This is a genomic window from Spongiibacter sp. C9W (genome assembly GCF_057370015.1).
Genome location: NZ_CM170672.1, coordinates 3,417,184 through 3,429,767 on the forward strand (window position 1 = coordinate 3,417,184; position 12,584 = coordinate 3,429,767).

Here is a 12,584-nt window from a genome sequence, read left to right on the forward strand (position 1 = left end):
GATTGCGCTGGGGTAATTGCCGGCGAATCAGCGCAAAGCCATCAGTGTTACAGGCTCCAGGACGCTACGATGTTAAACGAGAAATTTGTCCACTTGCGCGTTCATTCCGAGTACTCCTTGGTGGATGGCCTGGTGCGGGTCAAGGACCTGTGTAAGCACACCGCGGCAATGGGGATGCCAGCGGTTGCGTTGACCGATATCTGTAATTTCTACGCGCTCATCAAATTTCAAAAAGCCGCGCAAGGCAACGGAATCAAGCCCATTTACGGTAGCGACCTGTGGGTGCGTGACGACAACGACCCCGAGCAAATTAGTACGCTGTGTTTGCTGGTACAGAATGAAACCGGCTACCGGAACTTAACTGAATTAATTTCCCGGGCCTATCTGGAGGGGCAGTGGCAGGGTAAGCCCTATGTTTATCGCAGCTGGATAGAGCAAGCCAATGACGGCTTGATTGCGTTGTCGGCGGGTCGCGACGGTGATGTGGGCCAGCTATTGGTAAACAATAAGCTGGAGTTGGCGCGCCAGCGGCTCGATCGCTGGTTGTCAGTATTTGGTGATCGCTATTACCTCGAGCTGCAGCGCACCGGGCGTGCCAATGAAGACGACTATATCCATGCCGCTGTTCAGCTTGCGGCCCAGGCGGGGTGCGCGGTAGTTGCCACCAATGATGTGCGTTTCATTCGCAGTGATGAGTTCGAAGCTCACGAGGCGCGGGTGTGTATTCGCGATAGCCGAGTGCTGGACGACCCGCGCCGTCCCCGCAATTACAGCGATGAGCAGTACCTGCGCAGCGCTGAGGAAATGCTTGAGCTGTTTTCCGACATTCCTGAGGCGCTGGAGAATAGTGTTGAAATTGCCAGGCGTTGCAACCTGACCGTTAAGCTCGGCACCTACTACCTTCCGGAGTACCCAATTCCGGAGGGAATGACCCAGGAGCAGTTCTTCCGCGAGCTTTGTCACAAGGGCCTCGATGAACGCTTGGATTTCTTGTTTGATCGCAGTGCTGAGGGCTTTGCGGAAACAGAAAAGGAGTACCGCGACAGGCTGGATTTTGAGCTCGATATCATCCTCCAGATGGGCTTCCCGGGTTACTTCCTGATCGTGATGGACTTCATCCAGTGGGCCAAAGATTATGATATCCCCGTTGGCCCTGGGCGGGGCTCCGGGGCGGGCTCGTTGGTTGCCTACGCGCTAAAAATCACCGACCTCGATCCCATTGAGTACGACCTGCTGTTCGAGCGCTTCCTCAACCCTGAGCGGGTTTCCATGCCCGACTTTGATGTTGACTTCTGCATGGAAGGCCGCGACCGGGTTATCAGTTATGTTGCCGACAATTATGGCCGCGATGCGGTTAGTCAGATCATCACCTTTGGCACCATGGCGGCGAAGGCGGTTGTTCGCGATGTGGCGCGGGTGCAGGGCAAGTCCTACGGATTGGCTGACAAGCTTTCTAAATTGATTCCCTTTGAAGTGGGAATGACGCTGGCAAAAGCGTTGGAGCAAGAGCCGGCCCTCAAGGAGTTTTTAGACAGCGACGAGCAAGCCCAGGAAATCTGGGATATGGCGGTACAGCTTGAAGGGGTCGTGCGCGGTGTTGGTAAACACGCGGGTGGTGTGGTGATTGCCCCCAGTAAGCTCACCGAGTTTGCGCCACTGTTCTGCGACGAGAGTGGCGGTGGCCTGGTAACGCAATTCGACAAGAATGATGTTGAAGATGCCGGGTTGGTCAAGTTTGACTTCCTGGGGCTGCGTACCCTGACCATCATCGACTGGGCCTTGAAGATCATCAATGCTCAGCGCGACAAGATTGGCGAGCAGCCGCTGGATATCATGGCGATTCCGCTGGAGGATAAAAAGACCTTCGACTTGTTGAAGTCAGCGGAAACCACGGCGGTGTTCCAGTTGGAATCCCGAGGCATGAAGGAGCTGATTAAGAAGCTGCTACCAGACTGTTTCGAAGACATCATCGCACTGGTGGCATTGTTCCGTCCGGGGCCGCTGCAGTCGGGCATGGTTGATGACTTTATCAACCGTAAGCACGGCCGCGCCGAGTTGGCCTTCCCCCACCCGCAGTACCAGCACGAGTGTCTGCAGCCAATCCTGCAGCCCACCTACGGCATCATCCTGTATCAAGAACAGGTTATGCAGATCGCACAGGAGATGGGTGGCTATACCCTGGGTGGCGCTGACTTGCTGCGGCGGGCAATGGGTAAGAAAAAGCCCGAAGAGATGGAAAAGCAGCGCGGCTTGTTCCTTGCCGGTGCCGTCGAGAAGGGTTTTGATAAAGACTTGGCGTCGAATATTTTCGACCTCATGGAGAAGTTTGCTGGCTACGGCTTTAACAAGTCGCACTCCGCTGCCTATGCCTTGGTTTCCTATCAAACCGCGTGGCTGAAAACGCATTACCCAGCGCCCTTCATGGCGGCGGTGATGAGTTCGGAACTGGATAACACCGACAAAATCGTTATCTTCATCGAAGAATGCCGCGAGATGAAACTGGACTATAAGCTGCCCTCGGTCAATGAGGGTGAGTATATGTTCACCGTCAATGATCGCGGCCAGATTGTCTACGGCCTCGGCGCGATCAAGGGCCTGGGCGAAGGCCCGGTGGAGAGCATTATTGCCGCGCGCAACAGCGGTGGTCCCTTTAAAAACCTGTTCGATTTCTGCGAGCGCACTGATCCCCGAAAAGTCAACAAACGGGCGATTGAGGCGCTTATTCGCAGCGGCGCCTTCGACGACCTGGGCGAGGACCGGGCCGTACTGATGGCTGCTATGCCGGAGGCTGTGCAGGTTGCTGAGCAAGCGGCGCGCAACGTCGAGAGCGGTATGGTCGACCTGTTCGGCGACACCCTGTCGGTTGAGAATCGCGATGTCTACGCCGCGTTTCGCGATGCCAGGCGCTGGACGACCAAAGAGCGATTACAGGGCGAGAAAGATACCCTGGGGCTGTATGTTACCGGGCACCCGATTGACGATTACGAGGCAGAGCTCAGGCGCTTTGTGCCGCGCCGCATCGTCGACCTGAATCCGGAAAAGCACCCGCAGACGGTGGCCGGTTTGGCGGTCAATATGCGCACCATGAAAAACAAGCGCGGCGATACCATGGCGTTTTTGCTGCTCGATGACCGCAGTGCTCGCATTGAAGTTGCCTTGTTCTCTGATGTCTACGAGGAGTGCCGCGAAAAACTGGTCAAAGATGCGGTGCTGGTTGTCGAGGGCGTGTGCAGTTTCGACGAATACAGCGGCGGCAAGAAAATGCGCGTAAAGTCACTGCGCAGCCTGGCGGAGGCGCGAGAGCACCACGCCAAGGAATTGGAAATTGCCCTGACTGCCGAGCACAGCAGCAGTGAACAATTGCAGCGGGTAAAATCGGCCTTGAGTGCGGTGCGCGGTGGCAGTTGCCCAGTGGTGATCCGCTATAGCCGGCCTGAAGGGGAGGGCCTGTTGCGGTTGGGGTCGGAATGGCGAATTCTGCCTCAGGAGGATATGTTAATCCGCTTGCGCGAAGACTGTGGAGCAAATAACGTGGTGATCAAATACGATTAACGTATAATCACCGCCATGAATGGTCCCATATTGAAAAATGATAAAATATGGGCGGACGTCAACAGAGCGAATAAAACAGAGCGATGAACCCGAATTATCTCGATTTTGAACAACCGATTGCCGAACTGGAAGCCAAAATTGAAGAGCTTCAGTTGGTGGGTAACGACAACGATATCAATATTGGCGAAGAGATAGCCAAGCTGAAGGATAAGAGCAGCAAGCTGACAGAAAAGATTTTTTCGTCACTGCGTCCTTGGGATGTCGTAAAGATCGCGCGTCACCCTATGCGCCCTTACACCCTCGACTACATCCGGCGCATCTTTACCGATTTCGACGAGCTGCACGGCGATCGCCATTTTGGTGATGATTCCGCCATTGTCGGGGGGATTGGCAAAATCGATGGCAAGCCCGTGATGGTGATCGGTCAAGAAAAGGGTCGCGGCGTTACCGAAAAGGTTAAGCGTAACTTTGGTATGCCAAAGCCAGAGGGGTATCGCAAGGCGCTTCGACTGATGGAGATGGCGGAGCGCTTTAAGCTGCCCATCGTTACGCTCATTGACACCCCGGGGGCGTATCCTGGTATCGACAGTGAGGAGCGCGGTATCTCCGAGGCCATTGCCCAGAATCTGGCGGTAATGTCGCGGTTGAAAACGCCTATCATTTGTATCGTGATTGGCGAGGGCAGCTCGGGTGGTGCACTGGGTATCGGCGTCGGCGATCATATTGCCATGCTGCAATACTCTACCTATTTCGTGATCTCCCCTGAGGGCTGCGCCAATATTATTTGGAAGAGCACCGAGTTTGCGCCCGATGCCGCTGAAGCAATGGGTTTGACGTCTACGGTGTTGGAGGAGCTCGGCATCGTTGATGCTACCATTCCTGAGCCCCAGGGCGGCGCGCATCGCGATATTGATGCCAGCGCCGAGCGGGTAAAAGAGCACATCCTAAAGCAGTTGGAGTCTCTGCAGGCACTGCCAGAGCCCGAGTTGCTGGATATTCGCTACCAGCGTTTGATGTCATACGGCACTGTGTAGTGAGAGAGGCCGTCGTTTCATGACGGATCATCTCGACCTCGTCAGCGAGGTTCAGGCCGCTCTTGCTTTGCTCGAGCGGCCTGAGCGTTATTGGCTGGCTTACAGCGGTGGCCTGGATTCCCGGGTGCTGCTGGACATTCTGCTGCGACTGCGCGAGCAGTGTCGCGACTTCCCCCCCGTTCACGTTGTCCATGTTAATCACGGTTTGCAAGATGCCGCTGATCAATGGGAGCAGCATTGCCGTGCTCTCTGTGATGCCCGTGATATTCCTTTGCTCGTCCACCGGGTGGTGGTCAGCGAAGACGGTGAGGGTCCGGAAGCCGCAGCCAGACGGGCTCGGTACTGCGCTTTTGAGTCGACATTGCAGCGCGGCGACGTGTTGTTGCTCGCCCATCATCTCGATGACCAGGCTGAAACCGTGTTGCAGCGCATGTTAAGGGGGGCGGGATTGCAGGGCGTGGCGGGAATGCCGCCGCTGCGGTCGCTGGGTGCGGGGCGCTTGTTTCGCCCATTATTGGCAGTTCCCCGAGAGCGTTTGTCAGTATTCGCGCAGCGGGAGGGGCTGGATTGGGATGAAGACCCCAGCAATGCCCAGGCGAATTATGACCGCAATTACCTGCGTCATCACGTCATGCCTTTGCTGGCAGCGCGCTGGCCAGCGTACCGGCGGAGCTTTGCTCGCGTGGCGGAGCTCAGCGCGGACAGTGCAGCCCTGCTCGATGAGTATCTAGAGGCGGATCTTGGGGCGCTGATGGACGGTGCCACACTGGATCTGTCGCGACTCTTACACATTTCCGCCCACAAACAGCTGCCACTGCTCAATCATTTCTTGCGCAGTCGCTGTCAGCTGCGCCTGGAGCAGGCGCAGCTTCATATGTTTGCCGAGCAGTTTCTTAAGTCCCGGGCTGATGCTCAGCCGCAAGTCGTGCATGGCCCGTTGCGGTTTTATCGTCACCGGCAGCGCTTGTATGTTGAGCCCAGAGATATCGCCGAACAGCCCCATGCTCAGGCTGTGCAGTGGTCGCTGACGGAGCCCCTTCGCCTGACGTGCGGGGTGTTGTCCGCGCGTCCTGGTGGGGGGTTTTTGCCAAGCGGTAAGGTGACTGTCGAGTTTCGCCGCGGTGGGGAACGTTGTCAGCTTGCCGGTGAGGGGCACCACCGCTCGCTCAAAAAACTGCTCCAACAGTGGGATTTGCCGCCGCTGCAGCGCGCTCGTTTGCCTCTTATCTATTGCGATGGGGAATTGGCGGCAATTGCTGATCTGGCGGTGTGCGAGGGCTTTTCCGCGCCGAAGGGCGACGGTTGGCAAGTATGTTGGCAGGATGTCGCCGGGCACTGACTCCCTGCGCTGGCCTCTGGTAGAATGCGCGGCTTGTAATCAAGGCGCCAACCATGACAGATACTCATTCTCTCGATAACGTCCGCATTGTGCTGGTCAATACTTCTCACCCGGGTAATATCGGTGCGGTTGCCCGCGCCATGAAAAATATGTGCTTGTCGCAGCTGTATCTGGTTGCGCCGCGCAAATTTCCCCACGATGAGGCAACGTGGCGTGCGGCGAGTGCCGGCGATATTCTCGACAATGCTGTGGTTTGTGAAACCCTCGATGAGGCGATTGCCGATTGTCATTTGGTCGTTGGTACAAGTGCCAGGGAGCGAACGGTGCCCTGGCCCCTGCTTAATCCGCGCCATTGCATGGAAGAGGTGTATCGCGAGGCCGGTGCTGGCCATCGCGTTGCGCTAATGTTTGGTCGCGAGGACAGGGGGCTGACAAATGAAGAGCTCCAGCGCTGCAACTTGCATGTACACATCCCCTCTAACCCCGAATACAGCTCACTTAACCTGGGTATGGCCGTGCAGGTTATGGCTTACGAGTTGCGCATGTTGCAGGTGGCGGGCGAGTTGGATGCCAATGCGATGGCTGAGTGGGACCAGCCGGTAGCCGAGGCTGAGGCACTGGAGCGTTATCTGGTGCACCTTGAGGAAACTCTCTACGACATCAACTTCCTGCGCGCTGAGGCACCCAAGAAACTGATGCTTCGCCTTCGGCGCTTGTATCAGCGCACCCGTCTCGATGAGATGGAGGTCAATATTCTGCGCGGCATACTCACGTCCACCCAGTATTGGGTGCGCAAAGCCAAAGAGCGTGGAGAGGATGGCGGGCAGGAAGGCTAGAAGGTGGAGTACGCGGCCCCCAGGGGCTATAATGCGCCGCCGCTCCGTCGCGTTCCTGCGACATACCCGACTAAATTAATCGGGTAAATAGTTGATAGAAATACTAGGTTATTGCATAATCTCCCTACGGAGATTAGGTACGTTTATGCGATTAACGACGAAAGGACGATACGCAGTTACTGCGATGCTCGACTTGGCGCTGTATGGCGACCGAGGCCCTATCAGTCTGGCTGATATTTCCAGTCGTCAGGATATTTCTTTGTCGTACCTTGAGCAGCTGTTTGCAAAGCTTCGGCGCCGGGAGTTGGTGCGGAGTATACGCGGCCCTGGCGGTGGTTATCGCTTAAGTCGGCCGGGTGAAGAGATTTTTGTGGCCGAAATTATCGACGCCGTGGACGAGCGGGTCGATGCCACGGGTTGCTCTGGGCAGAGCGATTGTCAGGACGGTCACACCTGTTTAACGCATCACCTGTGGTCTGATTTAAGCGAGCAGATTCATCATTTTCTCAGTGATATCAGTCTAGCGAGCTTGGTACAGCGTAGAGATGTACAGGCGGTATCGGCGCGGCAACGGCTGCGCGGCGAATCCGAGCAAACTATCGTGCTTACCGCCATCGATTAAGCATTCAAACGCGCTGTGGCGCGAGGGGCGATACCGCCCCGATACGAGGAGAGAAATATGCAGTTGCCAATTTATCTGGATTATTCCGCAACCACGCCGGTAGACCCGCGTGTTGCTGAAAAGATGATGGCGTGCCTGACCACTGAAGGCGTGTTCGGCAATCCCGCGTCGCGATCTCACCTGTTTGGTTGGAAGGCGGAAGAAGCGGTAGAAAATGCGCGTCGCCAAGTGGCTGATCTACTCAACGCTGATCCGCGAGAAATTGTTTGGACGTCGGGTGCGACTGAGTCCAATAACCTGGCGGTTAAAGGTGCGGCACACTTCTACAGCAAGAAGGGCAAGCACATTATTACCTCGAAGATTGAGCACAAGGCGGTTCTTGACCCCTGTCGCCAGTTGGAGCGCGAAGGTTTTGATGTGACCTATTTGGACCCGAATGCCGATGGCATTATTACGCCAGAGGCAGTGGAGCAGGCGCTGCGCGACGACACTGTGCTTGTCAGCATCATGCACGCCAATAACGAAATCGGCACAATTAACGACATCGCGGCGATCGGCGAATTATGCCGCGAGCGCAAAATTGTCTTTCACGTCGATGCCGCGCAAACCGCGGGTAAACTGCCTATCGATTTGGCGGAAATGAAGGTCGATTTGCTGTCCATTTCGGCTCACAAACTATATGGCCCCAAGGGCATTGGTGTGCTCTACGTGCGCCGCAAGCCGCGTGTGCGTCTGGAAGCGCAGATGCACGGTGGTGGCCATGAGCGCGGTATGCGGTCTGGTACCCTGCCGACCCACCAAATAGTGGGTCTGGGTGAAGCGTGCGAAATTTGCCGCCAGGAAATGGAAAAAGATGCCGCGCACTCGCTGGCACTGCGCGAGCGCTTTTGGAATGGCCTCAAAGATATTGAGCAGGTTCATGTGAACGGCTCTATGGAGCAGCGCTTGCCGGGCAACCTCAACATTAGCCTAGCTTTTGTTGAAGGGGAGTCACTGATTATGTCGCTGAAAGACTTGGCGGTGTCTTCAGGCTCGGCGTGTACCTCGGCCAGCTTGGAGCCCTCATATGTGCTCCGCGCGTTGGGTTTGAATGATGAGCTGGCGCACAGCTCACTGCGGTTCTCGTTTGGCCGTTTCACCACCGACGAGGAAGTGGACTATGCCGTTGAGCAGGTGCGCAAAGCGGTAGACAAATTGCGAGAGCTGTCTCCTCTTTGGGATATGTACAAAGACGGCGTTGATTTAGACAGCATTGAATGGGCTGCCCACTAAGGTAGCTCCGGAGGAGGACGACAAATGGCTTACAGTGAAAAAGTACTCGACCATTACGAGAACCCGCGTAACGTCGGTAAGTTTGATGATGCCAGTGATGAAATTGGCACCGGCATGGTGGGTGCGCCTGCCTGTGGTGATGTTATGCGTCTGCAGATCAAGGTCAACGACGAAGGCGTTATCGAAGACGCCAAGTTTAAGACCTACGGCTGTGGTTCGGCCATTGCCTCTAGTTCACTGCTTACCGAGTGGGTGAAGGGCAAAACGCTCGATGAAGCCGAGCACATTAAAAACACCGAGATCGCACAAGAGTTGGCGCTGCCGCCGGTGAAGATCCACTGCTCTGTGTTGGCGGAAGATGCAATCAAAGCTGCCATTTCGGACTACCGCAAGAAGAAGGGTGCTTAAGTCGCATGGTGGCTGAAGCAATGAAAATATCGCTGACAGAGTCTGCCGCTGAGCATATAAAGCGCCAGCTTGCTGGCAGAGGGCGCGGCCTGGGAATTCGCTTAGGTGTGCGCACGTCAGGCTGTTCCGGTATGGCTTACGTGCTTGAGTTCGTCGATGAAGTGCAGGCGGAAGACAAAGTATTTGAGGCCTTTGGGGCGTCGGTGTTTATTGACCCCAAGAGCTTAGTCTACCTCGACGGTACGGAGTTAGACTTCGTTAAAGAAGGGCTCAATGAGGGCCTGAAGTTTAATAATCCGAATGTGTCTGCAGAGTGCGGTTGCGGGGAAAGTTTTACCGTTTAACAGGCTTGTCGGCATCTGCTGGCGCGTTTCGGTTTATGCCGATCGCGCCTTTTGCGTATTTGGGGCGGCGTTTTTTCGCCATGGGGTGAATCGTGAGTGAGGGCTCTCAACTGGATTTCTTTACTTTGCTTGGGTTGGAAAAGTCGTACGACATTGACCAGGCCGCGTTGACGGCAAGCTATCGGCAGTTGCAGCGCAGTGTTCACCCAGACCGTTTTGCCGGTGGTGACGAGCGCCAGCGCTTGTTGGCTGTGCAGAAGTCGGCGCAAATCAACGAAGCTTACGAAACGCTTCGCTCGGCAACCCGGCGGGCGGCCTATATGCTCAAACTCGCGGGGCATGCCGTCGACACCAGTGCCACCACCTTCCAGGATCCTGAGTTTCTAATGCAGCAAATGCAGCTTCGAGAGGAGTTGTCGGACTTGCATGACGCGGAAGACCCTGAGCAGGCGCTCGATCGTTTTTATGCCGATGTGGATAATGCCTTGAGGTCTCAACGGCAAGAATTTCAAGGCTTCTATGAGCTTGGTGACTACGACGCAGCAAAGTCGAGTTATGCCAAGCTGCAATTCTTAGAAAAGCTGCGCTACGAAGCGGAACAAAAAGAAGGCGAGTTGCTGGATTTTTAGTTCCTTTCACCGCAGCAAATGGAAAGACAATATGGCGTTAATGCAAATCTCTGAACCGGGGCAGAGCCCCGAGCCCCACCAACGCAAACTTGCAGTGGGTATTGATTTGGGGACGACGAATTCCCTTGTTGCCACCTTCCGAAACGGCAGCCTGCAAGTGTTGGCTGACGAGCAAGGGCGTGCACTGCTGCCCTCCGTGGTTCACTACGCGGACAGCGGCAGTGTGATTGTGGGGGACGAGGCGCAGTCGTTTGCGGCAGAAGATCCCAGCAATACCTTGGCGTCAGTGAAGCGTTTAATGGGGCGTAGTTATGCCGACGTCAGTGCCACCGAACAGTTGTCAACGTATGAGTTGATCGATACTGAGGGAATGGTGAGCTTGAACACGCGCGCGGGAGTGCGCTCGCCTGTGCAAGTGTCTGCAGAAATCCTTCGCGCGCTGGCTGAGCGCGCTCAGCAGAGTTTAGGTGGTGAGCTTCAGGGGGCTGTGATCACGGTGCCTGCGTATTTTGATGACGGTCAGCGCCAAGCAACCAAAGACGCGGCCAAGTTGGCCGGGCTGAATGTGCTGCGCCTGCTTAACGAACCCACTGCGGCCGCTGTTGCCTACGGCCTGGATGAAAAAGAAGAGGGCGCCATTGCCGTTTTCGATCTGGGTGGTGGCACCTTCGATATTTCTGTGTTGCAGATGAGTAAAGGCGTCTTTGAAGTGCTTTCCACGGGGGGCGATTCTGCTTTGGGCGGTGACGACTTTGACCAAGTTATTGCTGCCTGGGCAATGGAGCAGACCGGCGAGTCGAACCTTGATGCGCGCCAGCGCCGCCAATTACTCGATGCCTGCCGCGCCGCCAAAGAATGCTTGACCAGCGCAGAGACGGCAGAGCTGCGTGTTGCTGAGCAGACGCTGTCATTAGCGCGAGAGCAATTCAATGCGCTGGTGGACCCCTTAATTGACCGCGCGATTCGTGCCTGCAAGCGAGCCTTGCGTGATGCCAAGCTAAGCAGTGACGATATTCTTAACGTGGTGATGGTCGGCGGCTCGACGCGGGTACCGCGTGTGCGCGAACGTGTCGCCCAGTGGTTTGGCCGTGAGCCGTTGGTCGACCTTGATCCGGACAAAGTGGTGGCGCTGGGAGCGGCCTCGCAGGCGGACCAGTTGGTGGGTAATCGCAGCGGAGACGAAACCCTGCTACTCGATGTCATTCCCCTGTCTTTGGGTATTGAAACCATGGGTGGCTTGACCGAAAAGGTGATTCATCGCAACACCACTATCCCGGTGGCGATGGCCCAGGAATTTACCACCTTCAAGGATGGTCAAACGGCCATGGCCATTCACGTGGTGCAGGGCGAGAGAGAGCTGGTCGACGACTGCCGGTCACTGGCGCGCTTCGAGCTTGGCGGTATTCCGCCGATGGTAGCCGGGGCTGCACGGATACTGGTGACTTTCCAGGTTGATGCCGATGGTTTGTTGCAAGTATCGGCCCGAGAAGAAACCACCGGCGTGGAGAGTCAGATTCAAGTTAAGCCCTCTTACGGGCTAAGCGACACCGATATCGCCGATATGCTGACGGCGTCGTTCGATGCCGCTGGCGAAGACAAAGAAGCGCGCGCGCTTCGCGAGCAGCAGGTTGAAGCAGAGGCGCTGTTGCAGTCGCTATCTGCGGCATTGCTCGCCGACGGCGAGGCTTTGCTCAGTGAAGAAGAGCAGCGCGAGCTGCTGGCCAAGATGGAGCAGCTCCACAATGAAAAAGCCAGTGGCACTGCGGCGAGTATCGCCCGCCAAATAGAAATTGTAGGCGCTGCGAGTGAAACCTTCGCCGAGCGCCGCATGGACGCGAGTATCAAAAAAGCCCTCGCCGGACGGCGAGTAGACGAACTGTAAGGAGCGCATCATGCCGCGCATAGTTGTATTGCCAAACGAGACGCTTTGTCCAGAAGGTGAGGTGCTGGAAGTTGCCAGCGGCGAGACCATCTGCGACGCCATGCTAGCCAATGGTATCGAGATTGAACACGCCTGCGAGAAGTCCTGTGCCTGCACGACCTGTCACGTTGTCGTTCGCGAAGGGTTTGAGTCACTCGATGAAGCTGACGAGCTTGAAGAAGATATGCTGGATAAGGCCTGGGGGCTGGAGCCGGAATCCCGGCTCAGTTGCCAGGCAGTAGTAACGGATAAAGACCTCGTGGTCGAAATACCGCGTTACACCATCAATATGGTGTCTGAACGCCACTAGACTTTCTGTGTCGCAAGGGGAGTAAACCATGGGTATAAAATGGACGGATGTACTGGATATCGGCATTGAACTCGCCGAAAAACACCCTGATATCGACCCAACATACATTAACTTTGTGGATCTGCACCGCCTGGTTGTGGAGCTGGATGAGTTCGATGATGATCCTAAGCGCAGTGGCGAGAAAGTGCTGGAGGCGATTCAAGCGGCGTGGCTGGACGAGCGCGACTAGCCCTCGGTAATTGTGCCTGAGCCCAGCGCAGCGAGTGCGTACCTATTTCGGGCGAATACGCGTATAATTCCGTCGATTTTTCGGGGGC

12 protein-coding genes are annotated in these 12,584 nt (G+C 56.0%); all 12 read left to right on the forward strand.

Features of this window, described 5'->3' with window-relative positions; all coding sequences use genetic code 11:
* Nucleotides 1–69: 69 nt before the first annotated feature.
* The 12 genes from dnaE to iscX all read left to right on the forward strand — a co-directional run bounded on the left by dnaE (nucleotide 70) and on the right by iscX (nucleotide 12,496).
* Nucleotides 70–3,552, forward strand: coding sequence for a DNA polymerase III subunit alpha (dnaE, locus tag AC2Q8J_RS16200; RefSeq protein ID WP_486451808.1), 3,483 nt, complete (start codon nucleotides 70–72; stop codon nucleotides 3,550–3,552).
* An 83-nt stretch (nucleotides 3,553–3,635) separates the two neighbouring features.
* Nucleotides 3,636–4,586, forward strand: a complete 951-nt coding sequence (accA, locus tag AC2Q8J_RS16205) for an acetyl-CoA carboxylase carboxyl transferase subunit alpha (protein ID WP_286695866.1) — start codon at nucleotides 3,636–3,638, stop codon at nucleotides 4,584–4,586.
* 19 nt (nucleotides 4,587–4,605) lie between these two features.
* Complete coding sequence (gene tilS, locus AC2Q8J_RS16210; RefSeq protein WP_486451809.1) at nucleotides 4,606–5,925, forward strand: tRNA lysidine(34) synthetase TilS; 1,320 nt, start codon at nucleotides 4,606–4,608, stop codon at nucleotides 5,923–5,925.
* Between the two features lie 53 nt (nucleotides 5,926–5,978).
* Entirely contained in the window at nucleotides 5,979–6,761 is a 783-nt protein-coding gene (gene trmJ, locus AC2Q8J_RS16215) for a tRNA (cytosine(32)/uridine(32)-2'-O)-methyltransferase TrmJ (RefSeq protein WP_036255995.1), read from the forward strand.
* A 145-nt stretch (nucleotides 6,762–6,906) separates the two neighbouring features.
* Nucleotides 6,907–7,383: a Fe-S cluster assembly transcriptional regulator IscR gene (gene iscR, locus AC2Q8J_RS16220; RefSeq protein ID WP_027873625.1), complete on the forward strand. Its 477-nt coding sequence runs from the start codon at nucleotides 6,907–6,909 to the stop codon at nucleotides 7,381–7,383.
* Nucleotides 7,384–7,440: 57 nt separating this feature from the next.
* Nucleotides 7,441–8,655 carry an IscS subfamily cysteine desulfurase gene (locus AC2Q8J_RS16225; RefSeq protein ID WP_486451810.1) on the forward strand — a complete coding sequence of 405 codons (1,215 nt, stop codon included), beginning with the start codon at nucleotides 7,441–7,443 and terminating at the stop codon, nucleotides 8,653–8,655.
* A gap of 24 nt (nucleotides 8,656–8,679) precedes the next feature.
* Nucleotides 8,680–9,063, forward strand: a complete 384-nt coding sequence (iscU, locus tag AC2Q8J_RS16230; RefSeq protein ID WP_204995927.1) for a Fe-S cluster assembly scaffold IscU — start codon at nucleotides 8,680–8,682, stop codon at nucleotides 9,061–9,063.
* 20 nt (nucleotides 9,064–9,083) lie between these two features.
* Nucleotides 9,084–9,407 carry an iron-sulfur cluster assembly protein IscA gene (gene iscA, locus AC2Q8J_RS16235; RefSeq protein ID WP_027873628.1) on the forward strand — a complete coding sequence of 108 codons (324 nt, stop codon included), beginning with the start codon at nucleotides 9,084–9,086 and terminating at the stop codon, nucleotides 9,405–9,407.
* Nucleotides 9,408–9,499: 92 nt separating this feature from the next.
* On the forward strand, nucleotides 9,500–10,036 hold the full coding sequence (gene hscB / locus AC2Q8J_RS16240; RefSeq protein WP_486451811.1) for a Fe-S protein assembly co-chaperone HscB: 537 nt from the start codon (nucleotides 9,500–9,502) through the stop codon (nucleotides 10,034–10,036).
* A gap of 31 nt (nucleotides 10,037–10,067) precedes the next feature.
* Entirely contained in the window at nucleotides 10,068–11,918 is a 1,851-nt protein-coding gene (gene hscA / locus AC2Q8J_RS16245) for a Fe-S protein assembly chaperone HscA (RefSeq protein WP_486451812.1), read from the forward strand.
* A gap of 10 nt (nucleotides 11,919–11,928) precedes the next feature.
* Nucleotides 11,929–12,267, forward strand: a complete 339-nt coding sequence (gene fdx / locus AC2Q8J_RS16250) for an ISC system 2Fe-2S type ferredoxin (protein ID WP_204995925.1) — start codon at nucleotides 11,929–11,931, stop codon at nucleotides 12,265–12,267.
* A 28-nt stretch (nucleotides 12,268–12,295) separates the two neighbouring features.
* Nucleotides 12,296–12,496, forward strand: a complete 201-nt coding sequence (iscX, locus tag AC2Q8J_RS16255; RefSeq protein WP_027873632.1) for a Fe-S cluster assembly protein IscX — start codon at nucleotides 12,296–12,298, stop codon at nucleotides 12,494–12,496.
* Nucleotides 12,497–12,584: the final 88 nt, after the last annotated feature.

Excerpts from the sequence above, each read along its gene's own strand:
- iscA (WP_027873628.1), top strand. The coding sequence starts at position 9,084 with ATGAAAATATCGCTGACAGAGTCTGCCGCTGAGCATATAAAGCGCCAG.
- tilS (WP_486451809.1), top strand. The coding sequence starts at position 4,606 with ATGACGGATCATCTCGACCTCGTCAGCGAGGTTCAGGCCGCTCTTGCT.
- trmJ (WP_036255995.1), top strand. The coding sequence starts at position 5,979 with ATGACAGATACTCATTCTCTCGATAACGTCCGCATTGTGCTGGTCAAT.
- accA (WP_286695866.1), top strand. The coding sequence starts at position 3,636 with ATGAACCCGAATTATCTCGATTTTGAACAACCGATTGCCGAACTGGAA.
- dnaE (WP_486451808.1), top strand. The coding sequence starts at position 70 with ATGTTAAACGAGAAATTTGTCCACTTGCGCGTTCATTCCGAGTACTCC.
- hscA (WP_486451812.1), top strand. The coding sequence starts at position 10,068 with ATGGCGTTAATGCAAATCTCTGAACCGGGGCAGAGCCCCGAGCCCCAC.
- iscX (WP_027873632.1), top strand. The coding sequence starts at position 12,296 with ATGGGTATAAAATGGACGGATGTACTGGATATCGGCATTGAACTCGCC.
- iscR (WP_027873625.1), top strand. The coding sequence starts at position 6,907 with ATGCGATTAACGACGAAAGGACGATACGCAGTTACTGCGATGCTCGAC.
- fdx (WP_204995925.1), top strand. The coding sequence starts at position 11,929 with ATGCCGCGCATAGTTGTATTGCCAAACGAGACGCTTTGTCCAGAAGGT.
- AC2Q8J_RS16225 (WP_486451810.1), top strand. The coding sequence starts at position 7,441 with ATGCAGTTGCCAATTTATCTGGATTATTCCGCAACCACGCCGGTAGAC.
- iscU (WP_204995927.1), top strand. The coding sequence starts at position 8,680 with ATGGCTTACAGTGAAAAAGTACTCGACCATTACGAGAACCCGCGTAAC.